Consider the following 25,642-nt stretch of genomic DNA (forward strand, 5'->3'; position numbering starts at 1 on the left):
TCCGCGGCGAGACCGGCGATGATGGTGCGTGATTGTAACGATCGAAGCGCCGCCGACCAGGACCCCGTCATTCCGGGGCGCGCCCCTTGGCGCGAGCCCGGAATCCATTGGGCGGCGACAACAGTGGCACGATAGATTCCGGGCTCGTCGCTCCGCGACGCCCCGGAATGACGGCCGGTCACTGCGTCTTTTGCGGCACCGTGACGGTCTGGCCGGGATAGATCAGATTCGGATTGTGGATCTTTTCGCGGTTGGCATTGAAGATCACCGCGTAGCGGGCGCCGTCGCCATAAGCGAGACGGCTCAGGGCCCAGAGGCTGTCGCCCTTGGAAATCACCCTTGTGCCGCTGGTCTCTGCCGGTGTGGTGTTAAGCACCTCCGCGGGCGAGGCCGCTGCAACCGTCGCACCTGCCGCCGGCACGCGCGCCATGGACTTCGGTTTGGCCGTGCCCATCATCCGCGGCCGCGCCGAGGACCGGTCCGGGGTCGAAGCCAGATGCGGCGCCGGGAGCGAGGCGACGACGTCCGACTTGTCGACGGGTTTTGCTTCTTGAGATTTTGCGTCTTGCGGCTTTGCCTCGGGCTTCGCGGCCACAGCGACACGCGCCGGCGGCGGCGCGGCTTCGGCAATCGTGACCGGCATGGTGCGGCTGGATTGCATGACGGTGCCGTCGGGTGCCTTGGCACGCAGCGTCAGCTCGTAGCTGCCGGCGGGAAGTTTTGGCGGGGTCATCACGAACTGGCCCGACGCATCGGCCACCACACTGTCGAGCGGCTGGCCGTCACGCAGCAGCTCTACCCTGGCGCCCGGCGCCGCCTGGCCCGCGATCACGGCGGCCTCGCCCTGAGCATCGACGCGGGCGACGTCGAAACGGGGAGCGCTGTCCGCAGCTGAAGGCTGCGGCTTGGCCGGTGCGAGGTCAGCGAGCGCGGCGACCTGCTTCTGGGTCTCGGCCAGCGCGCCCGCCTTCGGCGCATCGGCCGGTACAGGCGAGGCGGACTGCGCGGGTGCAACCGCGGCCAGCGTCGGTTCGTCCGTCTTCGGTTCTGTCTTCGGTTCTATCTTGGCCTCAACCTTGGTTTCGGCCTTGGTTTCGGCCTTGGCCTCGACCTTGGGCTGGATTTTGCCCTCAGCCTTCGCTTCGGGCTTCGCGACCCCTGCCATTTCCGTGTTCGTGCCGCCCGGCAGCATGTGGCGCAGCTCGGTCGGGCCGATCACTAGCACGGTGCCGACCACAGCAAGCAGACAGAATGCGATGAAGGCCTTGGTTGCGGTGATCATCAGTCCTCAAGCCTTGATCAAAAATCCCTGGGTCGCAAATCAGCCTCGGCAAATTGCGCCGTTTTGGCTGCGGCAGCAAGACGTTCGAAGGGATGAACCGAGCCGGCCCTCTCGGCGTCAAACCAGCGAGGCCGTCAACCTATTCTGGCGGCCATTTTTTAGGAATTTCGTCATGACCGCATTTTGCCGCGCCGCGCCATGGCTGGCGCTTGCCCTGACACTCGCCGCCACCCCGGCGCTTGCCGCCTCCGGCCCGCCGCCGGGATTTGTCCTCAGCGACGATGCCGACCTCGCCTTCACCTCGCCCGACGGCGCCACCAAGCTCGAACAATACGTGAAGGACGCCGGCGATTGGGAGGTCAAATGGCAGGTCTGGGCCCGTCGCGGCGATCAGATGACCGAGCTGAAGCCAGAGCAGGGTTATGGGGCCGGCTTCCGCTTCACCGCGGACTCGCAATGGCTGGTACGGATGCAGAAGACCGGTTCGGGCGAGCAGGATCTGTTTCTCTATCATGCCGAGAACGGCACCTTTGTCAGCGCGACCAGGAAATCGCTGAGCGATCTCGCCTGGGCCTATTTTTACGGCCGTCCCGAGACAAAGCACTTCGCCAAGCTCGACTTCCACATCTCGGCCAACCTGCTGAAGGGCACGGAAGAGGCCTATCGCTGGCTCGGCGTGGATTGGCCCAACAACAGCTATCTCGTGATCAGCCTCGCCGGCCAATACGACAAGCATCCGAAAAACACCATCATGAAGGGGCTGGGCGGCTGGCAATGCCGCTACGATCTGAAGACCGGGACATTCGACCTGCCTGAGATCTTCGCCAAGGAGAATGCGGAAGCGCTGAAATGGGAAGTGAAGCGAGAGTGACGGCAGCTTCCTAGCTTTGTAGGGTGGGCAAAGGCGCATCAGCGCCGTGCCTACCATCTGTCTCGATCGCGAATATGGCGTGGGCACGCTGACGCTTTGCCCACCCTACAGGACCGCGTCTAACGGCGCCGCGCTCAAGCCTCTGATCTTGTTCCGATTCATAGTTCCCTAACCCTCAATGGTAACCGGGTCTTGTCGGTTTTGCTGCATCCTGCATCCCAAGGGAGAGCTGGGATGGGCGCATCAATCCGATGGACCGCGCGACTGCGCGTGCTGCTTCGCCAATGGCGCGGCGCGCCGCTGACGTGGCTGATCGTCGGCGGCTTCGTGCTGATGGCCGCGACCGCCATCGGCACCGCGCTCACCGTCGACCGCTTCCGCCAGAACGCCATCGAGAGCGGTCGCGACAGCCTGGAAAGCTCCGTCCGCCTGCTGGCGCGCCATTTCGACCGCGAGTTCGAGGATTTCGCGGTGCTTCAGAAGAGCATCATCGCGGAACTCGAGAGCCACGGCATCGAATCCGCCGATGTCTTCCGCAGCGAGATGGGCACGCTCGCCGTGCACGAGGTGCTGCGCACCAAGGCCAGCGGCTGGTCCGACATTGCCGGCGCCAATGTGTTCGATGCGCGCGGCGTATTGATCAACTCGACGAAGCGCTGGCCCGTCGCCGACATCTCGGTGTCGGATCGCGACTATTTCATCAGGCTCAGGAATGATCCTGCAGCGCAGGAAGAGGTCGAGGTCGTACCCGGCCGGTTCGGCACTGGTCCGGCGATCGTGATGGCGCGGCGCGTGTCGGGTCCGCATGGTGATTTCCTCGGCATCGTCACGCGCGCGATCGCGCCGGAGCAGATCGAATCCTTCTTCGCCTCGACCGGGCTCGGCGAGGATTCCTCTGTCGCGATGTACCACCAGAGCGGCCAGCTGCTCGCGCGCATTCCGCATGTCGACGCGATGATCGGGCAGAACTATCGCATCGGCTCGGCGGAGCAGAAGGCCGTGTTCCAGCACACCTCCATCACGACCAGGCTCACCAGCCCGATCGACGGCAAGGACCGCATTGTCGCCTCGCGCCTCCTGAGCGGCGAGCCGCTCGTGATCATCGCAACCAGGTCGCTGGACGCAACGCTCGCCACCTGGCGCACCCAAACCAAGTTCTTCGTCACCGTGGCCGTGCTGTCGATCGGCCTGCTCGTGCTCACCCTGTTCCTGATCTTCCGCCAGGTGACCAACCGCCTCTCGCTGGAGAAGCAGCGGCTCGACACCGCCATGAACACGATGACGCAGGGGCTCCTGATGTTCGACCAGGACGAACGGCTCATCGTCTGCAACCGCCGCTACATCGACATGTACCGCCTCTCGACCAATGCGGTGAAGCCCGGGGTCCATTTCCGCGACGTGATCCAGCATCGCGCCGACACCGGCTCGTTCGAGGGCGACGTTGACGAATATTGTGACAGGATCCTGAGCCAGGTCGGGCTGACGCAGAGCAGCATCGTCGAGACCTCCGATGGCCGCCTGATCGAAGTCAAGAACCATCCCGGCGCGGCCGGCGGCTGGCTCGCCACTCATGACGACGTCACCGAGCGCGTCCGGGCCGACGAGCGCATCGCCCATATGGCGCATTACGATGCGCTGACCGACCTGCCCAACCGCGTGCTGATGCGCGGCCATCTGGAGCGCCGCGTCGCGGAGCTGGCCCAAGGCAAGCCGTTTGCGATCCTCTATATCGACGTCGACGAGTTCAAGGGCGTCAACGATTCGCTGGGACACGAGGTCGGCGACGAATTGCTGCGCCAGGTCGCAAGCCGCCTGCGCGCCTGCGTCAGCGGCAACGATCTGGTGGCGCGGTTAGGGGGCGACGAGTTCGCGATCGTCAAGGCCGGCACCTCCGACCAGGCCGGGCTGAGCACGCTGGCCGAACAGATCCTGACATCGCTGCGCATGCCGGTCGATTGCAAGGGCCAGGAGATCACGACCGATGCCAGCATCGGCATCGCGATCGCGCCCGACCATGGCGACATCATCGACGAGCTGCTCAAACGCGCCGATCTCGCAATGTATGCGGCGAAGTCGGAAGGGCGCGGCACCTTCCGCATCTTCGTTCCCGAATACGATGCCAAGGCGCGCCAGCGCCGCCAGCTCGAGCTCGATTTGCGCCAGGCGCTGGCCCGCGGCGAGTTCGAGGTGCATTACCAGCCGCTGGTCGATCTCTCCGCCAATGTCGTCACCGGCTGCGAAGCACTGCTGCGCTGGCGTCATCCGGAGCGCGGCATGGTCTCGCCCGCCGATTTCATTCCAGTCGCTGAGGACACCGGCCTGATCGGCGAGATCGGCGAATGGGTCTTGAAGCAGGCCTGCCTTGAGGCCGCTTCATGGCCCGGCGACATCCACATTGCGGTCAACGTCTCCCCGGTCCAGTTCCGCTCCAAGACACTGGCGCTGAAGGTTGCGGCTGCGCTCGCCGAGTCGGGTCTGGCGCCGGAACGGCTCGAGCTGGAAATCACCGAGACTGTGCTGATCCGCGACGACGAGGAGGCGCTGACCGTCCTGCAGCAGCTGCGCGAGCTCGGCGTGCGCATCGCGCTCGACGATTTCGGCACCGGCTATTCGTCGCTGAGCTATCTGCACCGCTTCCCCTTCGACAAGATCAAGATCGACCGCAGCTTCATCAGCGATATCGGCGAACCAGAAGATTCCTCCCCGATCGTGCAGGCCGTGGTGCACATGGCCGCCGCCCGTCACATGGCGACGACGGCCGAGGGCGTCGAGACCGAAGCCCAGCGCGAGGTGCTGCAGCAGCTCGGCTGCAGCCAGATGCAGGGCTGGCTGTTCAGCCCGGCGATCCCGGCGGCGAAGCTGAAGCAATTGCTGTCGAAGCAGGCGGCCGCGGCTTGAGCCTGTTGCCCCGCCTGCGGTTTTCGGACCATCGCCGCCCCCGTTCCGAAAATAGGATCAAACCTCGCACATTGCCGTTATCGCGCTGCTGAGGCGACCGGGAACTCCGGCCGATCGGGAATTAGTCAACATTGCATCACGCGCATCGCAGGCGGCTTGTCGTCTGCGAACGGGCGCGCGTGCACATCGAGCGAGGCGATATGGCGATCGTGACTTTCAGGATGATTCCTCTCATAGCAGCCGCAGCCATGGTCGGCCTCGCCGCGCAGGCGCGCGACGACGGTCGCTTTGCGAACTCCCCCCTCAAGGGCTGGTTCGAGAGCCTGCACAGCAAGGGCGGCGGTCCCTGCTGCGCCGATGCCGACGGCACGGCGCTCGACGACGTCGATTGGGAGACGCGCGGTGGACACTATCGCGTGAGGATTCTCGGTGACTGGATCGAAGTGCCCGATGACACCGTGATCACCGAGCCGAACCGCGTCGGGCGCACCATCGTCTGGCCTTATTACGTCGGCGGCCGCACCTTGATCCGTTGCTTCATGCCCGGCAGCATGACGTGAGGTTTTCAGCTCATAGGGTGGGTTAGAGCTCCGCCGCAGCCATATCCTCCGTCGTCATTCCGGGGCGCGCCGCGAGGCGCGAGCCCGGAATCCATTCATCCACGGGCGCTGCGGCTCGATGGATTCCGGGTTCGACGCTGCGCATCGCCCCGGAATGACAGCTTTCGGTTGGGCAAAGCGCGCCGCTCTGCGAGCGCCGGGATGCTTTGCCCGCCCTACAGGCTGCCCGCGACTGATTCACCGCATCTTGTATTCGCGCGGCGCTTCCATATCTCATCGGCATGATGAAGCTCACACGCGTTCAGGACCACGCCATTCAGGCGCTGATGGCCGGCATTGTCGGCGCCGAGGCGTTCGACCACGTCTTCGCGGGCATCCGCTTCGACGAAATCGAGGGCACGATGCTCTACGCTTTCGCCAGGAACGAGGACGTCGCCTCCGACATCGAGGACAGCTACTCGCCGCTCATCGCCGCCGTGGCCTCGCGCGTGCTGAACAAGCAGGTCGATGTCGTCGTCGTGATGCCCAAGGTCTTGCAATAGAGGTTTTGCAATAGCGTCTTGACGCAGCCCCCGCCTGCATCGGCCGGGGCGTGACCTCGCGATATTTCCACGCTACCCTCTTGTCTCAAGAGCAAGAGGAAACGCCAATCGTGTACGACTATATTATCGTGGGCGGCGGCTCGGCGGGGTCCGTGCTGGCCCACCGGCTCTCCGCTGGGAGTGCCAACAAGGTCCTGCTGTGCGAAGCCGGACAGGACACGCCACCCGGCAACGAGCCGGCCGAGATCAGGGACAGCTATCCGGGCACCGCCTATTTCGACCCGCGCTTTCACTGGACCGAGCTCAAGGTCACGACCCAGGTCGTCAGCCACAACAATCCCAACGAAGCGCGTCCGCCCATGCGCAAATACGAGCAGGCGCGCGTGCTCGGGGGCGGCTCGTCGATCAACGGCCAGATGGCCAATCGCGGCGCACCGACCGACTACGACGAATGGCAGAGGCGTGGCGCGGAGGGCTGGGCATGGGCCGACGTGCTGCCCTTCTTCAAGAAGGTGGAGCGCGACCTCGATTTCGACGGGCCGTATCACGGCAAGAACGGCCGGATTCCCGTGCGCCGCATTCCCCGGGAGCACTGGACCAAGCATTCGCAAGCGGTCGCCAATGCTTTCGATCAAGCCGGCCATCCCTATGTGGCAGACCAGAACGGCGAGTTCGTCGACGGCTATTTCCCGGTGACGCATTCCAACGAGGCCGAGCAGCGCGTCTCGGCGGCGATGGGCTATCTCGACCGCGACACTCGCAAGCGCGCCAATCTCACGATCTCCACCAACACCGAGGTCAGAGAGCTGCTGTTCGAGGGCACGGCCTGCGTCGGCGTGAAAGCCATGATCGATGGCCGCGAGCAGGAATTCCGTGGCCGCGAGATCATTCTGTCCGCGGGCGCGATCCATTCGCCCGCGCATCTGTTGCGCGCGGGCATCGGCCCGGTCGGCCACCTCAAGGACATGGGCATTCCGGTGCGGATGGGGCTCGCCGGCGTCGGCCAGCGCCTGATGGACCATCCCTCGATCTCGCTGTCGTCCTTCGTTCGCCGCGGCGCGCGCATGAACGAGCACACCAGGCGGCAGGTGCAGCTCGGCCTGCGCTATTCGTCGGGGCTTCCGGGCGTGCCGAAGGGCGACATGTTCGTCATCGTGCTCTCCAAATCGGCCTGGCACGCGGTCGGCGAGCAGATCGGCTCGCTGCTCACCTTCGTCAACAAGACCTATTCGGAGACGGGGCAGGTCAAGCTCGCCTCGCGCGATCCCACGGTCGAGCCGATCGTCGAGTTCAATCTCCTGTCGGACCGGCGCGACCTCGACCGCCTGATGAGCGGCTTCCGCAAGATGGCGGCCATTCAGATGAGCGATATCGTCAGGCAGGTGACGGACAAGCCGTTTCCGGCCGCTTACACCGACAGGGTCCGCAAGATCGGCGTGGTCAACACCAAGAACAAGATCCTGACCAGGATCGCCGCGGCCCTGATGGATGGGCCGGCGGCGCTGCGTCACTATCTGATCGACAATTTCGTGGTCGAGGGCTTCACCTTCGATGACGTGATCAACAATGACGAGGCGCTGGAAGCTTTCGTGCGCAAGGCCGCCATCGGCGTGTGGCACGCCTCCTGCTCGTGCCGCATGGGCCGGGCCGACGATCCAATGGCGGTGGTGGACACGCAAGGCCGCGTCAAGGGCATCCAGGGCCTGCGCGTCGTCGACGCCTCGATCTTCCCGGTGGTGCCGTGCGCCAACACCAATTTTCCGGTGCTGATGTCGGCGGAGAAGATCGCGGCGGCGATGATGCAGTGATACGCAGCGGGGACAGTGGCGCGAATTACTGGACCTCGGCGACCTTCGGTCCAGGTGACGGCGCGACTGCCGGCAGCACGATCACTTTGGCTCCGACTTTCACCCGCTCATAGAGGTCCACGACGTCGTCATTGGTCAACCGGATACAGCCGGACGAGACCCGCTTGCCGATCGTATCGGGCTTGTTGGTGCCGTGGATTCTGAATTCGGTCTCGCCGAGATACATCGCCCGCGCGCCGAGCGGGTTGCCGGGACCGCCTGCCATGAACCGCGGCAGATAAGGCTGACGCACCAGCATCTCTGCAGGCGGACGCCAGTCCGGCCATTCCGTCTTCCGGGCCACCGTCTGCTCGCCGGACCAGGTGAAACCTTCGCGGCCAACACCGATGCCGTAGCGCAGGGCCTGGGTGTCGTTCAGGACGAAATAGAGGAACGTGTTCTTGGTATCGACGATCACAGTGCCCGGCGTCTGGTGGCTGGCGTAGTCGACCACCTGCCGCACGAGTGCACCGGGACCGTCAGCGGCTTTCGGCGGTTCGACCAGAGCCGCCGGGGTCGGAACCGGAACGGGAGCGGGCGCCGGGGCCGGCGCCGGCGCCGGCGCGGGTGCATGAGCTGGCGCTGCCACATAGACGGGCGTCGACGACGCGAGAGCCTGGTGCGCGGCCGGCTTCCGTATCGGCTGAACGTTCTCCGGGCCGGACAGCAAGCCATAGCCCAATGCAGCGAGAGCTACGGCGCCGATTGCGACTCGCGCGGCCATGGGGAGTGCGATCGTCTCCGCTTTTCCACGCTTGGCCCGTTTACCCATGACTCTCCCCGGATCACGCTACCAGGGGAGAGGTACCCAGCAAAATTTAACAAACTTCAAAGCGATTTCGCCTCGGACTGGAACCGTTAACGGCTGATAACGACGAACCTACGCCGCCCGGAGATCGCCGACAAAGCGGTCGACGTCGCGCTTGAGATCGTCAGACAGGCGCGCCAGCATCTTGGCGGAATCGAGCACCTCGCCGGCGGCGGCACCGGTCTGCCCGGCCGCCTGCGACACGCCCGAGATATGCCGCGAGACTTCGTTGGTGCCTTGCGAGGCCTGCTGCACGTTGCGCGCGATCTCGCGCGTCGCGGCGCCCTGCTCCTCGACTGCCGCCGCGATCGCGGCTGCGATCTCGTTGACGCGCTGGATGGTGGTGCCGATCGACTGGATCGCGGTCACCGACAATTTGGTGGCGCCCTGGATCGCGGCGACCTGGCCGGTGATCTCTTCCGTCGCCTTGGCGGTCTGCGTGGCCAGGTTCTTCACTTCGGACGCGACCACCGCGAAGCCGCGGCCGGCCTCGCCGGCGCGCGCGGCCTCGATGGTGGCGTTGAGCGCGAGCAAATTGGTCTGCTCGGCAATGCCCGTGATCAGCGCGACGACATCGCCGATGCGCTGGGCGGCGTCGGCCAGCGCCTGCACCTCGGTGTTGGTGCGCTCGGCTTCGCTGGCGGCGGCGCCCGCGATGCTGGAGGATTCGGCGACCTGGCGGCTGATCTCGCTGATCGAAGCCGACAGCTCTTCCGTCGCCGCCGCCACCGTCTGCACGTTGGAGGAGGCATCGCCCGACAGGCTCGCGACGGAGGCGGCCTGGGACGAGCCCTGCTCGGCGGTCGAGGACATCGACTGCGCCGTGGCATTCAGCTCGCCCGAGGCCGAGGCCAGCGTGTGCAGCGATTCCGTGACAGTCTTTTCGAACTGCTCGATCAGCCGGTCGATGGCGAGCTGGCGCCGCTCCTTCTTGGCCTGCTCGGCCGCCTTTTCCTCGCCGAGGCGGTCGCCCGTGATCATGTTCTCCCTGAACACCGACACGGCACGCGACATTTCGCCGATCTCGTCGCCGCGCTCGATGCCTGCGAGCTCGATCTCATAGTCGCGCTCGGCGAGCTTTTGCATCGCCTGCGTCAGCTTGCGGATCGGCGTCGAGACGCGGCTCCGAACCAGGATGAAGCCGAACACCGTGATGGCGAGCGCCACCAGCATCATGGCGCCGTTGAAGGCGAGGCTCCATATCGCGGCCGTCTTCTGCTGCCCGGCGCGGGCGACCATTTCGGCAAGCGCCGCCTGGCCGGCCTCGACATAGAAATTGAGGATGGCGGTATTGAGCTTGGCAAGCTCGACGCCCTTGATGTCGATGGTCTGGTTGTTGCTCAGCGCCTTGATGAGACCCTGCTGGCGCTCGACCATGGCAACGGCATCGCCAGCCTTCGAACGCGCAATGACATCGGTGAGGCTCGCCGGGGCGTCAGCGCGGCCGGCCGCATCCTGCACCTGGCTCCAGGCCTGCTTGGCACGGCCGCCGTCCTCGGCCGCCCCGACGATGTCTTGGGCGGTCCAGGGCTTTGCGGCGGCCCCCGCGGCCTCGAGACGGATCGCGATGAGGCCGCCGAAATTGCGTGCGGCCCAGGCCGACTGCTTGACGCCCAGCAAATGATCGACGACGGGGTCGGTGAGCTTGAGCGCGTTCTCGAGATCGACGGTCAGCGCGATGATGGCATCGAGATAGTCCGCCGCCGTTTTCCGGAACTCGTCGGCCAGCTTGGTGTCGCGCGCCGCCTTCGGCTGATGGATCAGGCCTTCGGCCTTGGTCCGCAGCGGCATCAAGGCATCATGGAGCGCAACGAGCTTGCCCAGGAGGCCGGCAAGGCGGGAATCGGACACGCCGTCGAGGCGTTCGAGCACGCTCTTGTAGGCCGCTTCCGACGTCTGCCGGTTGGCCGCGATTCGGTCATCGGCAGCGGAATTGGCCGGCTCTTCGGCAACCAGCGCCGACAGGAAGGTGCCGCGCTCGATCCGGAAGCCGAGCAGAGCCGTGAAGAGCTGCTGGTCAGTGCCGGCATAGCGCTCGACCTTTTGCGCGGCGCTGTTGCGCTCGACCGCACCGAACAGCCCGCTTGCGAGCTGCCCGACCAGGAATAGGCCGAGGACACCGATGATGGCGCCGAGAACAGAACGAATCGAAGGATTGCCGAACAATGCCATAGGGAGCGCCGGGCCTCTGAATCAGAAAATGATGCAGAAAAATACCGCGCGGCCCCTAAGATTTGGTTCACCAGCCTACCCACGCGCGAGACGCGTTGAATGGCACCCGCGCGGACGGATGTTTCAGACGTTATTCAGGCTTTCGCCTGGAATGTCACTGTCGTCCGGCCCGGATCTCGGCGAACTCGGCGTCCGGGTGGGTCACGATCGTGGTGAACATGATACCGCTGATGATCAGCGACCAGGCGGTGTCCCAATAGATCCAAAACACTTCCAGCCTCCGTTTTACCAGCCTCCGTTGTGTCCTCGGCCTGCAGGACCGGGGTAACGGCGCGAAGGGGCTGCCGTTCCCTGACGATCGCGTGGCCGGGGCCTGCGACTTGAGCAATAGCAGGCAAAGCTTAGCGCTTTGATGTGTTGGTCGGCGAGACCTTACGACCGGTTTGGTCGGCTTGACCGGTGTGGCGCTTTGCCACGACATCTTCATCGCGAGCGCCTTCGCGCGGGCGCGGCGGCGGCTTCGGCTGGCCGGCCTGGCCGCCGTGCTTGCCGCCCATGTCGGGCTTGCCTTCGAGGTCGTTTTCGCGGGGCATGCCGGGTCAATGCACAGCGCCGGCAATGGTTCGCGCACTATTTGCGCTGTGAACGAGTTCACAGCCGCATCGCTTTTTGCGGTGCAGAATGGCCAGAGCGCACCGATGTCTCGACCGACGGATTTGGCCTGATGCGGAAGCAACTCGTCGCCTGGACCATCCTCACCTCCACCATAGTGGCGGTCGCCGTGTGGACCGTGCTCGGACCGCCCGACCATGCGGCCGCCCCGCATCTGCACTCGCACGACCTGACGGCGGCGGTGCGCTAGCGGCGAGCCAAGGAAACGATGCAATTTCGGCATCGATCGATCCCATCTGGATTTTGGTGCAAGGGAATGCCAGCCGCTATCCTCTGCCGCAAAACGATAACGCCACATCGGCAGGAGGACGCCCTTGATCGGACCGGGACGCCAAGTCACATCGAAACTGCCGCGCGCTGCGATCGCGACCACCCTTTTCACCGCTCTTGCCCTCGTCTTGGGAGCCCGTGCCGGCATGGCCGAAACCTTCGCCTATGTCGGCAATGCCGACAGCAACGACATCAGCGTGTTCAAGCTCGCCGACAACGGCGAGATGACGCTGGTAGAGACCGCCGCCTTCACCGGCATCGAAAAGCCCGGCGCCTCGACGCCGCTCGCGATCACGCCTGACCACCGCGTGCTGATCGCCGGCGTCCGTTCGCAGCCGTTCCAGGCGGTGAGCTTTGCGATCGACCCGAAGACCGGCCTCCTCAACCATATCGGCAACGGGCCGCTCGCCGACAGCATGGCCAACATCGCGACCGACCGCGGCGGCAAGGTGCTGTTCAGCGCCTCCTATGGCGGCAACAAGGTCGCGTTGAATCCGCTTCCTGCGAACGGCGTCGTCGCCGAGCCGAAGCAAGTGATCCCGACCGGGCTGAACGCACACGCCTTCCTGCCCTCGCCCGACAACCGTTTTGTGTTCGCAACCAATCTCGGTTCGGACCAGGTGCTGCGCTTTGCGTTCGATGCCAGCGCCGGCTCGCTGACGCCGAGCGAGCCTGCTGTCAAGACGCCGGAGAAATCCGGGCCGCGGCACTTCGTGTTCCACCCCGATGGCAAGTTCGTCTATCTCATCCACGAGCTGAACGGCGACGTCGCGGCGTACAGCTATGAGGCAGGGAGCGGGGCCTGGAGCGAGATCCAGCGCACCACCGCGCTGCCGGAAGGCTTCAACGGAAAAGACTCTGGTCAGAAACCTTGGGCCGCCGACATCCACATCACCCCGGACGGTCGCTTCCTCTATGCCTCCGAGCGCACCACCAACACGCTGACCGCCTACAAGGTCGATGCGACATCGGGCAAGCTGACCACCGTCGGCAGCGTGCCGACCGAGAAGCAGCCGCGCGGCTTCAACATCGATCCGACCGGCCGCTACCTCGCCGCGGTTGGCGAACTCTCCGACGCCATGACGGTCTACGCCATCGATCAGAGCAGCGGCGCGCTCGGCAAGCTGAAGTCCTATGCCACCGGCAAGAAGCCGAACTGGGTGGAGTTTTTGACGTTGCAGTGAAGCGTGAGGTCCGCGGGCTTGCTCCGCCTCTCCCGCCTGCGGGAGAGCATAGGCCGCCTTCGGCGGCCGTCCTTAAAGGACGCCGAGGCGTAGCCTCGGCTATGCACGCTCGCAGAGCGTGGCGGGTGAGGGTTCTTTCCTCTTGGGGATTGTCCCTTCGTGGTGACACCCTCTCCCCAGCCCTCTCCAGCAAGCGGGAGAGGGGGCGCAGACAGCGAACCTCTTCGCTCTTGCAGCGACCAATTCAACGGGCGGCATTGCGCCGCCTGCGCTGCGGCAATTCTCACCCGGTCAGCCCATGGCCCAGTGCTGCCGCTTCTGCTATCGATGCAAGCCTCCTTGCGGCCAACCGGAATGACCGATGCGTTCATTGCCTGCGCGTTCCCTGTCCCAGACCTTCATTGCCCTTGCCGGCCTGGCGCTGATTTCTGTCCAGCCCGTGCGCGCGGCCGATGACGACGCGCCCAAGGGGCCGGCGGTCACGGTGTTGAAGGCGGCCAAATCCTGTTTCTCCGACATCGTCGAGGCCACCGGCACGATCATCGCGCGCGAGGAGACCTCGGTGCGGCCCGAGCGTCCGGGGCTGAAGGTGACGGAGGTGCTGGCCGAGGCCGGCGACACCACGACGGCCGGCCAGGTGATGGCGCGGCTGGCGCTGCCCGAAGGCGGCACGCTCCAGGTCACCGCGCCCGTGGCCGGCGTGATCGCCACCTCGACCGCACAGATCGGCAACCTCGCCTCGGCCAAGGGCGAGGCGCTGTTCACGATCGTGGCGCGCAGCGAATACGATCTCGTCGGCCTGGTCGCGACCACCGACATGCGCAAGCTCGCGGTCAGTCAGCCTGTCACCGTGCGCATTGCCGGCGCCGGCGATATCGACGGCAAGGTGCGCCGCATCGGTCCGACCGTCGAGCCGAACATCCAGCAGGGCATGGTCTATATCGGCATCTCTTCCCCGCAGAAGCGGCTGCTGCTGAATGCGAGCGGCCGCGCGCTGATCAAGACCGGTCAGAGCTGCAATGTCGCGGTACCGCTCACAGCGGTGCAATATTCATCCGCCGGCACCGTGGTGCAGGTGATCCGCCGCAACCGCGTCGAGACCAAGCGCGTCGAGATCGGATTGATGTCGGGCGGCAATATCGAGGTCCGCGACGGCCTCGTCGAAGGCGACATCGTCGTCGCCCGCGCCGGCGCGCTTCTGCGCGAAGGCGATCCGGTGCGGCCGGTGATGGCGCGCGAGGCGGCGAAGTAGGGGCGCGCGTCATCCGTCATTGCGAGCGTAGCGAAGCAATCCGGAATCTCTCCGCGGAAAGATCCTGGATTGCTTCGTCGCAAGAGCTCCTCGCAATGACGGTGGAGAGGCAGACGTGCGTCACACACGCATGTCGTAGGGTGGGCAAAGCGGAGCGTGCCCACGTCTTTCTCGCGAAATATCGGAGAGATGGTGGGCACGGCGTGTTGCGCCTTTGCCCACCCTACGAGAGCGGAGAAAAACTAACCGCCGGCCTGGTCGAAATGCACGTCCTCGAGCAGCGAGGATGACACGGTCGGGACCTGGTCGCCTTCGGAAGCGCGGGAGATGGCGACGCGGGTCTTGTTGAAGACGCTTTCGGCGGTGCCCGCATTGAGGTTGTTGAGCAGCTCGCTGACCAGCGTCGAGTGCTCGCCCTTGCCGTCGTCGGCGACCTTGCCAGGCGAGGCCGAAGTCAGGATCAGCGCATTGTCGGGCGTGCCGATCGGCGCGAGACCGTGCGAGTAGGACCGGAAGCGACGCTCGTAAGGGTTACGGCGCGAGGCATCGACGACGACGAGCTTGGCCTTGGCACCCTGCTCCTTCATCATCTCGAGCACGCCCTCGATCGAGATGCCCTGGCGGCGGACGTCGCTTTCCTTCCAGATCACGGCATCGACAGGCAGCATGTAGCTTTCGCGGCCGGCCTGCACGCCATAGCCGCCGAAGAACAGCATGACGGTGGTGTCGCGCTTGATCCGGGACTTCAGGCGATTGACGGCGCGGACCATGTCGTCCTTGCTGGCGTCTTCCACCATGTCGACGTCGAAACCGTTCTTGCGCAGACTGGAGGAGAGCGCGCGCGCGTCGTTGATCGACTGCGTCAGCGGCGCGCTGGCGTCTGGGTAATGACCATTGCCGATGACGAGCGCGAGACGCGAGGTCTGGCCGACCGAGCCGGTGACCTCGGTCGAAACGGCCTTGGCTGCGTCGAGCGCACGCATGTTGAGGGCAGCATGGGCGCCGATCGCCAGCGACACGGTGCCGATCAGCGCCGCGGCGAACGCAATCGAGCGTCTGGAAATGTCGAGCTGCCTAAGGTTCATCTCGCTTCATTCCTGTCAGTGCCAAAGACCTGCCAAGCGCGCGCACACTGTTTGAGTAGCGCGATGGCGTCTTTAGGTTTGAGGGATTGGCCGGGGGAGTGCCCCCGAATTGCGCGCAATTTGCGGCGCCGCACCAAACAAACCCTTAACCCGAGATCGCCAGCCCGGCAATAGATCATCCCAAATTTGACCTAAGCCGCTGAAAATATTGGCTGATTTCTCTAACGAGATTCCCGCCTTTTGGTTCCCCCGTACCCTTCCGGGGACTGATCATGCAGCTCCCGTGCCGCCTTTTTCGTGACGCTGATCACATTTGTATTTCCTGCGAATCCGGGTAGCTTTTTCAACGACTTGCGGGGGCGGGTCGCAGGCCTGCCTCCGGATAAGTCCCCCGCGACCAGGTATTTCATGAGCTTTCATTATTTCGCAGGTGCCGCGTGCCGGGCGCTGACAGCCCGCAAGGACGGCCCCTCGCTTTACGACGTCTGCGATCCCGTATTGTCGGGTCCTGCCAGGGGCGATCCGCATCTGGCAAAATTCTACAAGACTGCGCTCGGCAATCCCGCGCTGCGCCTGCTGCTGCGCCGTGCCGGCCTCCCCGAGCTGCGCGGCGAGGCGAAGCTCGCCCGGTTGCGCGAGGCTCTGGTCCGCGCCCGCGACGATACCGAGCCCGACTGGACGGCGGTCGGCGCGCCCATCGCCGAGCTCGTCGACACCATCGCGCTCGACCATCCCCAACCGCCGCCGGCCGCGTTCGTCGGCGCGATGCCTGCCCCGGCACAGATCGACGGCATCATCCGCGATTGCGCCCAGCATCTGCTCGGCTCTTACCGCAACAACGGTTTCCTGCCGACCTATGCCGCCTTCAACCTGATCGGCGATCCCGACTTTCGCGGGCGCGAGCTGATCATGGCGCTGTCAGGATTGAATGCGCGCGGCTACAAGAACTCCTCGCTGCTGTTCAACCTCGCCCGCGTCTTCATCGCGCGCTCGCCCGCGCGCGCCGTGGTCAATCCGCCCTGGCGAGGGGTCGCCGAGCCGATGTGGGAGCCGGTGCAGATCCGCCACCGCTCGGCCTATTACGATGCGTTCTTCATCGAGGCGCTGCTCAGCTATGTCGAGAGCGGGCTCGCCGCACCGGCGGAGAAGATCGCGGCCGAGCGCGCCATCGCCGACATGGTCGATTTCTGCGTCAATATCAGCCGCGAGGAAGTCGAGGGGGCAGGCGGCGCGCGCTTCAACGTCATCACCGCGCTGGCACCGGCGCCGCATCCGCGCTTCTCGCGCTATTTCGCCCAGATCAAGCAGGACCTCGGCTTCGGCGTCTATGTGCCCGACTGCGACACCACGGCGTGCTCGATCTCGGCAGCGACGCAGGCCGGCTGCCTTGATGCGATCATCGACCAGCCGCTCCTGGATTTTTACGCCACCTACCAGGTGCATACGGGCGTCAACGAGCCGCGCGTGACGGTGCCGCTCAACGATAACATCGACTACGAAGGCGGCGTTGCCACCTGGATCGACAATCTCAAAGGCGAGCGTCCCTACGGCAACGATCTCGATCCGACGCTCAATCTCGACATTCTCGAGGTGAGCTTCCGCAACCTCAAACGCTGGAAGATTCTGGAGACGCCGGCGCGGCTCGCGACCGTGCATCGCATCATCGGTTTCCAGAAGCGCCTGGCTGCGAGCGGCGCCTTTTCCAATCCGCGCTCGCACATCTATTATCTGCCGGAACTCTACAGCGCCTATTTCGGCCGCTGCTATGCGGCCTTCCTGGCGTTGCCGTTGGCAGCGCAGGCCGCAATCGATCCCGCCGGCGATTTCGACTTCATCCGCCATCGCGTGCTCTCCTACGTCAAGGGCGAGCTGATGGCCGCGGAGATGAACGTGTTCGACGCCGCGCTGGCGCTGATCGCGCTCGGCCATCTCGGTGCCGATCCGCGCGCCTTCGCGCCGGCGCTGAACGTGATCGTCAACGCCGTCGGCGAGGGCGGCCGCCGCGGCCCGTTCCGCGCCTATGAATGGAACAAGATGAAGACCCCGACGCGGATTCTGGTCGGGGGGCCGGAGGTGACGTCGGCGTTTGTGCTGATGGGGTTGGCCGTGGCGAAGCGAGCGATGGCGCGGGGGTGAGATTGGTCGCACGCGTGCCGCGGGCACCGGTCTCGTAGGGTGGGCAAAGGCGCGCACTTCGCGCCGCGCCCACCATCTGCTTATGGCGGGCACGCTTCGCTTTGCCCACCCTACGAGACCTCCCTCGCAATGACGTGAAATTGAAAGCCTCGCTGTTCGGCATAGGCTGGCCGTGTAGCCCAAAGCCGACCACAATTGCGCGGCTTATCAAGGTGTTCTTGAGACAATGCGGACCGGCCCGTTGCGAAAATTCCTGATTGCGCTGTCTTTGCTCGGCTTGCCTTCACTGGCGCTGGCCGCCGACATCACCGGCACCGCCAAGGTTCGCGATGGCGATTCCGTCGTGATCGGCACCACGCGGATCCGGCTCGGCGGCATCGACGCGCCCTCAGCGGACCAGCTCTGCCTCAACACCAAGAGCGAGCGCTGGACTTGCGGCGTCGCCGCGCGCGACGAGCTCGCCAAATACGCCGAGGGCAAGACCTGGGTCTGCCATGCCCGCTCGATCGACCGGCGCGGCCGCACCGTGGCGCGCTGCGAGGTCGGCGGCGAGGACATCCAGAAATGGCTGGTGCGCAACGGCTGGGCGCTGGCCTATGTCCGCGTCTCCAAGGACTACGAGGCGGACGAAGCGGCCGCGCGTGAAGCCAAGGCCGGGATGTGGCAGGGCGCCTTCATCGCGCCCTGGGACTGGCGCGTGCGCAACAAGAAGACTGCGATCCTGGGCGCCACCAAGCCGCCCGAGGGCGCCCATGCGGTGCTGCTCGCCTCGGCCTCCGGGCCGGTCGCGCCCTCGCCTGACTGCACCATCAAGGGCAACGTCAATTCGTCGGGCGAGTGCATTTACCATCAGCCCACCAGCCGCTGGTACGCCCAGATCAAGATGAAGATCAGCAAGGGCACCCGCTGGTTCTGCTCGGTCGAGGAGGCGGAGGCCGCCGGCTGCCGGGAGACTAAACGATAGAGCATGGTCCGGAAAAGTGTGATGCGGTTTTCCGGCAAGACCATGCTCACAACAAAAAACCGCCCCAGACCTGCGTTTTGCGTACTTTTCTCAAGGCGCCCAGCCGCGTAGAAGAACAAATCAGCGACCCACCAGACAGTCTTCACGACACAAGGAAGATAGCAATGACCGTTCGCGCGGGCCGGGAATTTCTGGCCATCCCCGGACCCACCACGATGCCCGACGCGGTGCTGCAGGCGATGCATCGTCCGGCGATCGACATCTACTCCAGGGAGATGCTCGAGCTGACCGAAAGCCTGCTCCGCGACATCTCTGGTCTGTTCGCAACCAAGGGCAAGTCCTACATCTACATCGCCAACGGTCACGGCGCGTGGGAAGCCGCGCTGAGCAACGTGCTGTCGCGCGGCGACAAGGTGCTGGTGCTGGAGAGCGGACGCTTTGCCATCGGCTGGGGCAACGCGGCAGCGCTGATGGGCGCCGAGGTCGAGGTGCTCAAGGGCGACTGGCGCCGCGCGGTGCGCCCGCACGAGGTCGAGGAGCGGCTGCGCCGCGACACCGAGCACAAGATCAAGGCTGTCGTCGTTGTCCAGATCGACACCGCCTCCGGCGTGCAGAACGACATCGAGGCGATCGGCAAGGCGATCAAGGCAGCCGGCCATCCGGCGCTGTACATGGTCGACACCGTGGCCTCGCTCGGCTGCATGCCGTTCGAGATGGACAAATGGGGCGTCGATGTCGCGATGTCCGGCTCGCAGAAGGGCCTGATGACGCCGCCCGGCCTCGGCTTCGTCGCGGCCAACGCCCGTGCGCAGGAGGTCCACAAGAAGGCCAACATGTCCACGCCCTATTGGAGCTGGAGCGAGCGCGAGGGCACCGAGAACTACCGCAAATATGCCGGCACCGCCCCGGTGCATTTGCTGTTCGCGCTGCGCAAGGCGATCGACATGCTGCACGAGGAAGGCCTGGAGAACGCCTTCCGTCGCCACGCCTTGCTCGGCGAAGCCGCGCGCCGCGCGGTCAGCGCATGGACGGAAGGCCAGGTGCTCGGTTTCAATGTTGCCGAACCGCATGAGCGTTCCAACACCGTGACGACGGTGACCATGACCACCGGCCACGACCCCGCGGTGCTGCAACGCTATTGCAAGGAGAAGTGCGGCGTCGTGCTCGGCACCGGCATCGGTGACCTCTCCGGCCAGGCCTTCCGCATCGCCCATATGGGCCATGTCAACGCGCCGATGCTGCTCGGCACGCTCGGGGTCATCGAGGTCGGGTTGAATGCGCTGAAGATCCCGCACGGCAAGGGCGGGCTCGAGGCTGCGGTGTCGTATCTTGGCGAGCAGGTGGGGGCGTAATTCACTGTCGTCCCGGCGGAGCTACGGCTGTGGCAGCCGATACGCATCCACCTGCGCCTTCAGCTCATGCAGCGACGCAAGCGGCTTGTTCGGGTCCACCCGATATTCCCCGCTCGCCAGCCACTGCAACACCTTCGCATCCACGTCAGGCGAATGATGGATGACGTCGCCGTAATTGCTCAAATCGTGCGTCACCGCCTTGATCGCGCGGAAATCGTGCAGGCGCGCATTGGGCAGCTGCGTCAGGCGCTGCGCGATCACCGCGGTGAGATCCATGACGATCTTCAACGTCCCGGGCGAGGCGTCGCGCATCGCGACGAATTGCAGGATGGAGTATGGCGGGAAATAGACGTCAAACGTCACGTCGGGATGACGCGTGATCAGGCCCACGGCATCCTGCTCGAAATGCCTGATCATGGCCTCATAGCCATAGCCCTCGCCGAGGAAACGGCTGCGCACGGGACTCGTGATGTAAGCGAAGGCGGCAAGCGCCCTGTTCGCGTTGTAGTCACGTGCGACGTCGACATCCCGCGGCAGGGCATAGATGTCGTCGACATCAGGCAGCGCGAACTTGACCGGCAGATAAGGCGCCGCCTGTGTCAGCGGCTGCTTCAACGGCGGCATCGATCGCAACAGCGTGAACAGGGATTCCTTCGCCATCGCAGCGCTGAACAGATAGGACGCGATGCCTTTCGTCGTGCTGCGGTAGAGATCGACGGGGAGATAAGGATCGGCCTCGATGTCGGCGGCATCGACGAAGATGAAATCATCCATCTCCCAGATCACGCGCTTGGCACCGCGGGCGATCGCCTGGTCCAGCACGAAGCTTTGCTGGCGCGAATTGGATCCGGTCATCGCCAGCTTCAGCGAATGCACGCCAAGCGCGCGATCGATATCGCTCTGGCGGAAATGGATGGCGAGCGAGGTGCCGATGAAGGCGGTGTCGAACGCCTGGCTGCGGATCAGCCCGGCGTTCTGCACGCGCGTGTCGTCGGAGTAGAAGGCCAGCTGCGAGGGGCGGAACAGTTGCAGGGGATCGACGAGAAAGGTGAGCAATGCCGCGCCCAGCACGCAGGCGACGCTCGCGAGCAGAAGACGCCGTAAATGTGTGAAGGCCCAGCGCATCAGAACCGGAAATAGATGAATTCGCTGTGGCTCTGGATGCCCAGAATGCCGAAGGCGAGCACCAGCGATGCACCGTAGAGCAGCAGCGGCCGCACGCGCCCTGCCCGCAACGCCTCGCCCACCCGACGATTGCCGTGATCATAGCCCATGATGGCTTGCGTGTTCGGCGCCAGCCAGACCAGAGCGGCATAGATGGCAATCAGCACCATTGCGGCGACCTCTTCGCGGCCGAAGACGATATTCGAAGGATCGGCCATGGCGCGGAGCACGCGCAGCGCCCAGTCGATGCTCACGGCGCGGAAGAACACCCAGGCGATGACGACGGCCAGGAACGTCAGCACGGCGCCGGCCATGCGGGCCGGGCGCGCAAGGGCCGACGGGATGCCTGGCACCAGCGCATTGAAGGCGTGATTGACGCAGAGATAAGCGCCGTGCAGCGCGCCCCACGCCACGAAGGTCCAGGCCGCACCGTGCCAGAGGCCGCCGAGCAACATCGTGATCATCAGGTTGACGTAGCGCAGCAGAGGGCCGCGCCGGTTGCCCCCGAGCGGGATGTAGAGGTAGTCGCGCAGGAATTGCGACAGCGTCATGTGCCAGCGACGCCAGAACTCGACGATGCTGGTGGCCTTGTAAGGCGAGTTGAAATTCACCGGCAGGAAGATGCCGAACATCAGCGAGATGCCGATCGCCATGTCGGAATAGCCGGAGAAGTCGAAATAGAGCTGGAAGGTGTAAGCGAGCGCGCCAAGCCAGGCCTGGTCAAAGCTCGGCGAGCGCGCCTCGAAGGCGAGTGCGACCAGCGGCTGGATGCCGTCGGCAAGGCAGGTCTTCTTGAACAGGCCGATCGCGAAGACGATGATGCCGCACAGGATCAGATGCGCGTCGGGATGCTTGGTCTCCTTCCGCTCGAATTGCGGGATCATGTCCTTGTGGTGGAGGATCGGCCCCGCGATCAGATGCGGAAAGTAGGTTACGAACAACGCGTAATGCGGCAGCGCGCAGGCCGCGACCTGGCCACGATAGGCGTCCACGAGGAACGCAATCTGCGTGAACGTGTAGAAGGAGATGCCGACGGGCAGCAGGATGTGGACCGCAAAATGCGTGCCGAGCAGTGCGTTGACGTTCTCGGTCGCGAAGCCGGCATATTTGAAGATGCCGAGCACGAGGAGATCGCCGGCAACGCCGAGAGCGAGCGCGGCCTTTCGTTGCGAGGGGCCGAGCTTCGCCACGATGAGGAGATGGCCAATGCCGTAGTTGAAGGCGATCGAGAGCAGCAACAGGGCCACGAACTGCCAGTTGCCGATGGCATAGAAGGCGAGCGAGGCCAGCGCCAGCCAGATCACCGGCGCAAGATTGCTGCGCCGCCCCAGCCGGAAATAACCGGCCAGCGCGACGGGCAGGAACAGCAGGATGAACGGATAGGAATTGAAGAGCATCAGGCTGAACCGGCGGCGGGATATCGAGCCTAAAGCATAGAAGGGACCGATCAACAACCCGGCGAGGTGAAGCAGCGGCGCTGGCAATTGGTGGAATCGGAACGATATAAGGTGGAACACACTTCTCAATGAGGATCGAGTGACCCAGGCCAAGACACCTTCCCAGCCCCCCGTCGCCCCGCGCCGGCCGCATTCCTTCACCCGGCACGGCATCACCGTGAGCGACGACTACGCCTGGCTGAAGGACGCGAAATGGCAGGAGGTGCTGCGCGACCCCAAAGTGCTCGATCCTGACATCCGCAAATATCTCGATGAGGAGAACGGCTACACCGAGAGCCTGCTCGGCCATACCGCATCTTTGCAGAAGACGCTGGTGCGCGAGATGCGCGGGCGGATCAAGGAGGACGATTCCAGCGTTCCGTCGCCGGACGGGCCGTTCGCCTATTTCCGCAGGTTTCGCGAAGGCGGGCAGCACGAGTTGTTCGGCCGCATGCCGCGCGATGGCGGCGTTGAGCACATCGTGCTCGACGGCGACGAACTGGCAAAAGGCCACAAATATTTCAAGTTCGGCGGCAGCCGCCACTCCAACGACCACAAGCTGCAGGCCTGGAGCGCGGATACCAAGGGCTCGGAATATTTCACGATCCGCGTCCGCGACTGGGCGAGCGGTGAAGATCTCGACGACATCGTCGAGGAGACCGACGGCGGCGTAGTCTGGAGCAAGGACGCCAAGAGCTTCTTCTATGTGAAGCTCGACGACAATCACCGGCCGATGCAGGTGTGGCGCCACAAGCTCGGCACCAAACAGGCCGACGACACGCTGGTCTATGAGGAGCAGGATGCCGGCTGGTTCACCCATCTGCACGAGAGCACCAGCGGCCGCTTCTGCGTGATCGCGGGCGGCGATCACGAGACGTCGGAGCAGCGGCTGATCGATCTCGCCGACCCCGAAGCGCCGCCACGCCTGGTGGCGGCGCGCGAAGAGGGCGTGCAATATTCGCTCGCCGATCGCGGCGACGAACTCTTCATCCTGACCAATGCGGACGATGCCATCGATTTCAAGATCGTGACGGCGCCGCTTGGCTCGCCCGATCGCAAGAACTGGCGCGACCTGATCCCCTATCGCCCCGGCATCTACATCATCGACATCGATCTCTATGCCGGCCATCTGGTGCGGCTGGAGCGCGCCAACGCACTGCCGTCGATCGTGATCCGCGATCTCGCCACCAGGCAAGAGCACGCGATCGCCTTCGACGAGGCCGCCTATTCGCTCGACACGATGGGCTCCTACGAATTCGACACCACGAATTTGCGCTTTGCCTATTCATCGATGACGACGCCGTCGGAGGTCTACGACTACGACATGGCCAGGCGGACGCGCGTGCTTCGCAAGCGTCAGGAGATTCCGTCGGGCCATAACGCGGCCGATTACGTCACCACGCGCATCATGGCGAAGGCGCATGACGGCGCCGAAGTACCGGTCTCGATCCTCCATCGCCGCGGCCTCAAGCTCGACGGTACGGCGCCGCTGCTGCTCTACGGCTACGGCTCCTACGGCATGGCGATGCCGGCCTCGTTCAACGCCAACCGCCTGTCACTGGTCGATCGCGGCTTTGTCTATGCCATCGCGCATATCCGCGGCGGCGCCGACAAGGGCTGGGGCTGGTATCTCGACGGCAAGCGCGAGAAGAAGACCAATTCGTTCGACGATTTCGTCGCCAGCGCCCGCGCGCTGATCGATGCGAAATACACCAGCGCCAAGCGCATTGTCGGCCATGGCGGTTCGGCGGGCGGCATGCTGATGGGCGCGGTCGCCAACCGCGCCGGCGAATTGTTCGCGGGCATCGTCGCGGAAGTGCCCTTCGTCGACGTGCTCAACACCATGCTCGACGACACGCTGCCGCTGACGCCGCCGGAATGGCCCGAATGGGGCAACCCGATCGAGAGCGAAAAGGATTTCCGCACCATCCTGTCCTATTCGCCTTACGACAACGTCGCGGCGAGGGAGTATCCGGCGGTGTTGGCGATGGGCGGATTGACCGATCCGCGCGTCACCTATTGGGAGCCCGCCAAATGGATCGCGCGCTTGCGCGCCACCATGACCGGCGGCGGCCCGGTGCTCCTGCGCACCAACATGGGCGCCGGCCATGGCGGCGCATCAGGCCGGTTTGACCGGCTCGATGAAGTCGCGATCGTCTATGCGTTCGCGCTGTGGGCGACGGGAATGGCGGCGGCGAGGGTGTAGCGATGGCCGCAGCCTTGTAGGGTGGGCAAAGGCGCGTAGCGCCGTGCCCACCCTCTCTAAATATTTGAGGGAGGGGTGGGCACGCTTCGCTTTGCCCGCCCTACGGCAGCTCAGATTGCGGGGCTTCGCCTCTTCCCGCGCGCGGGGGAGAGGCGAAGAAATCAGCGACCGTTCTTCTTCCGCCATGCCGCGAAGTCGGTCAGCGTCTGCGGATCGGTCGCGGGATAGAGGCCGAAAATGCCGCGGCCCTTGCCAACCTCCTCGGTGACGAAATCCTCGAACGCGGTCATCTCGAAGGTTTCGTTGGCGATCTCGTCGGCGAGATGCGCGGGGATCACGATGACGCCGTCGGCATCGCCGAGGATGACGTCGCCGGGAAACACCGGCGCATCGCCGCAGCCGATGGGAACGTTGATCTCGATCGCCTGATGCAGCGTCAGATTGGTCGGCGCTGACGGGCGATGGTGATAGGCGGGGATGCCGAGTTTTGCAATTTCGGCGGAATCGCGAAAGCCGCCATCAGTGACGACGCCAGCGACGCCGCGCTTCATCAATCGCGTCACCAGGATCGCGCCGGCCGACGCCGCCCGCGCATCCTTGCGGCTGTCCATCACCAGCACGGCGCCCGGCGGGCAATCCTCGACCGCCTTGCGCTGCGGATGGGAGCGATCCTTGAACACCTCGATGGTATTGAGGTCCTCGCGCGCCGGCATGTAGCGCAGCGTGAAGGCCTCACCGACCATGGTCGGCTTGTCGGGGCCGACGGGATGCACGTCCTGGATCATCTGGATGCGCAGGCCGCGCTTGAACAGCGCGGTGGCGACGGTGGCAGTGGAGACGGATTTGAGCTTGTTGCGGGTGGCTTCGGACAGTTTGGACATTGGTGTGCTCTCTCTGATCGTCATTCCGGGGCGGCGAAGCCGAACCCGGAATCTCCAGGT

At 64.8% G+C, this 25,642-nt stretch carries 20 protein-coding genes; 12 read left to right on the forward strand and 8 right to left on the reverse strand.

Features of this window, described 5'->3' with window-relative positions; genetic code table 11:
• Positions 1–178 precede the first annotated feature (178 nt).
• The gene (locus XH98_RS19340; RefSeq protein WP_271619589.1) at positions 179–1,282 is read right to left on the reverse strand and encodes a LysM peptidoglycan-binding domain-containing protein; all 1,104 of its coding nucleotides are present in this window, start codon (positions 1,280–1,282) and stop codon (positions 179–181) included.
• A gap of 172 nt (positions 1,283–1,454) precedes the next feature.
• On the opposite strand from XH98_RS19340, the gene XH98_RS19345 reads away from it, so the two are divergent.
• The 5 genes from XH98_RS19345 (at position 1,455) to XH98_RS19365 (ending at position 7,961) form a co-directional block, all read left to right on the forward strand.
• On the forward strand, positions 1,455–2,153 hold the full coding sequence (locus XH98_RS19345; protein WP_271619590.1) for a hypothetical protein: 699 nt from the start codon (positions 1,455–1,457) through the stop codon (positions 2,151–2,153).
• 234 nt (positions 2,154–2,387) lie between these two features.
• Positions 2,388–5,051: a bifunctional diguanylate cyclase/phosphodiesterase gene (locus tag XH98_RS19350; RefSeq protein ID WP_271619591.1), complete on the forward strand. Its 2,664-nt coding sequence runs from the start codon at positions 2,388–2,390 to the stop codon at positions 5,049–5,051.
• Between the two features lie 200 nt (positions 5,052–5,251).
• The gene (locus XH98_RS19355; protein WP_083514013.1) at positions 5,252–5,611 is read left to right on the forward strand and encodes a hypothetical protein; all 360 of its coding nucleotides are present in this window, start codon (positions 5,252–5,254) and stop codon (positions 5,609–5,611) included.
• A 284-nt stretch (positions 5,612–5,895) separates the two neighbouring features.
• A complete protein-coding gene (locus XH98_RS19360; RefSeq protein WP_271619592.1) occupies positions 5,896–6,153 on the forward strand; it encodes a hypothetical protein in 258 nt (85 codons plus the stop codon).
• A 110-nt stretch (positions 6,154–6,263) separates the two neighbouring features.
• On the forward strand, positions 6,264–7,961 hold the full coding sequence (locus XH98_RS19365; protein ID WP_271619593.1) for a GMC family oxidoreductase: 1,698 nt from the start codon (positions 6,264–6,266) through the stop codon (positions 7,959–7,961).
• A 25-nt stretch (positions 7,962–7,986) separates the two neighbouring features.
• Here the strand turns inward: XH98_RS19365 and XH98_RS19370 are convergent, their stop codons facing one another.
• The 3 genes from XH98_RS19370 to XH98_RS19380 form a co-directional block, all read right to left on the reverse strand.
• Positions 7,987–8,772 carry a L,D-transpeptidase gene (locus tag XH98_RS19370; protein WP_271619594.1) on the reverse strand — a complete coding sequence of 262 codons (786 nt, stop codon included), beginning with the start codon at positions 8,770–8,772 and terminating at the stop codon, positions 7,987–7,989.
• A gap of 108 nt (positions 8,773–8,880) precedes the next feature.
• A complete protein-coding gene (locus tag XH98_RS19375; RefSeq protein WP_271619595.1) occupies positions 8,881–10,980 on the reverse strand; it encodes a methyl-accepting chemotaxis protein in 2,100 nt (699 codons plus the stop codon).
• Between the two features lie 401 nt (positions 10,981–11,381).
• On the reverse strand, positions 11,382–11,573 hold the full coding sequence (locus XH98_RS19380; protein WP_271598197.1) for a hypothetical protein: 192 nt from the start codon (positions 11,571–11,573) through the stop codon (positions 11,382–11,384).
• Between the two features lie 131 nt (positions 11,574–11,704).
• Here XH98_RS19380 and XH98_RS19385 point away from each other — a divergent pair, with 131 nt between their 5' ends.
• The 3 genes from XH98_RS19385 to XH98_RS19395 all read left to right on the forward strand — a co-directional run bounded on the left by XH98_RS19385 (position 11,705) and on the right by XH98_RS19395 (position 14,358).
• Positions 11,705–11,842, forward strand: coding sequence for a hypothetical protein (locus XH98_RS19385; RefSeq protein ID WP_271598198.1), 138 nt, complete (start codon positions 11,705–11,707; stop codon positions 11,840–11,842).
• A 157-nt stretch (positions 11,843–11,999) separates the two neighbouring features.
• A complete protein-coding gene (locus XH98_RS19390) occupies positions 12,000–13,106 on the forward strand; it encodes a lactonase family protein (protein WP_442868609.1) in 1,107 nt (368 codons plus the stop codon).
• A gap of 361 nt (positions 13,107–13,467) precedes the next feature.
• Positions 13,468–14,358, forward strand: a complete 891-nt coding sequence (locus XH98_RS19395; protein WP_271619597.1) for an efflux RND transporter periplasmic adaptor subunit — start codon at positions 13,468–13,470, stop codon at positions 14,356–14,358.
• A 242-nt stretch (positions 14,359–14,600) separates the two neighbouring features.
• On the opposite strand, the gene XH98_RS19400 is transcribed toward XH98_RS19395, so the two are convergent.
• Positions 14,601–15,443 (reverse strand): caspase family protein, encoded by an 843-nt coding sequence (locus XH98_RS19400; protein ID WP_271619598.1) that lies wholly within the window; start codon positions 15,441–15,443, stop codon positions 14,601–14,603.
• Positions 15,444–15,851: 408 nt separating this feature from the next.
• Here XH98_RS19400 and XH98_RS19405 point away from each other — a divergent pair, with 408 nt between their 5' ends.
• The 3 genes from XH98_RS19405 (at position 15,852) to XH98_RS19415 (ending at position 19,895) form a co-directional block, all read left to right on the forward strand.
• Positions 15,852–17,579, forward strand: a complete 1,728-nt coding sequence (locus tag XH98_RS19405) for a hypothetical protein (RefSeq protein WP_271619599.1) — start codon at positions 15,852–15,854, stop codon at positions 17,577–17,579.
• Positions 17,580–17,805: 226 nt separating this feature from the next.
• Positions 17,806–18,543: a thermonuclease family protein gene (locus XH98_RS19410; protein ID WP_271598203.1), complete on the forward strand. Its 738-nt coding sequence runs from the start codon at positions 17,806–17,808 to the stop codon at positions 18,541–18,543.
• Between the two features lie 164 nt (positions 18,544–18,707).
• The gene (locus tag XH98_RS19415; RefSeq protein WP_271619600.1) at positions 18,708–19,895 is read left to right on the forward strand and encodes a pyridoxal-phosphate-dependent aminotransferase family protein; all 1,188 of its coding nucleotides are present in this window, start codon (positions 18,708–18,710) and stop codon (positions 19,893–19,895) included.
• A 21-nt stretch (positions 19,896–19,916) separates the two neighbouring features.
• On the opposite strand, the gene XH98_RS19420 is transcribed toward XH98_RS19415, so the two are convergent.
• The gene (locus XH98_RS19420) at positions 19,917–21,020 is read right to left on the reverse strand and encodes a hypothetical protein (RefSeq protein ID WP_271619601.1); all 1,104 of its coding nucleotides are present in this window, start codon (positions 21,018–21,020) and stop codon (positions 19,917–19,919) included.
• On the reverse strand, positions 21,020–22,456 hold the full coding sequence (locus XH98_RS19425; protein ID WP_271619602.1) for an MBOAT family O-acyltransferase: 1,437 nt from the start codon (positions 22,454–22,456) through the stop codon (positions 21,020–21,022). Before XH98_RS19425 ends, XH98_RS19420 begins: the two co-directional genes overlap by 1 nt.
• 139 nt (positions 22,457–22,595) lie before the next feature.
• On the opposite strand from XH98_RS19425, the gene XH98_RS19430 reads away from it, so the two are divergent.
• Positions 22,596–24,701 (forward strand): S9 family peptidase, encoded by a 2,106-nt coding sequence (locus XH98_RS19430; protein WP_271619603.1) that lies wholly within the window; start codon positions 22,596–22,598, stop codon positions 24,699–24,701.
• 161 nt (positions 24,702–24,862) lie between these two features.
• On the opposite strand, the gene XH98_RS19435 is transcribed toward XH98_RS19430, so the two are convergent.
• Complete coding sequence (locus XH98_RS19435; RefSeq protein ID WP_271598208.1) at positions 24,863–25,582, reverse strand: ribonuclease activity regulator RraA; 720 nt, start codon at positions 25,580–25,582, stop codon at positions 24,863–24,865.
• Positions 25,583–25,642 lie beyond the last annotated feature (60 nt).

This window comes from Bradyrhizobium sp. CCBAU 51745, assembly GCF_028128715.1.
GTDB lineage: Bacteria > Pseudomonadota > Alphaproteobacteria > Rhizobiales > Xanthobacteraceae > Bradyrhizobium > Bradyrhizobium manausense.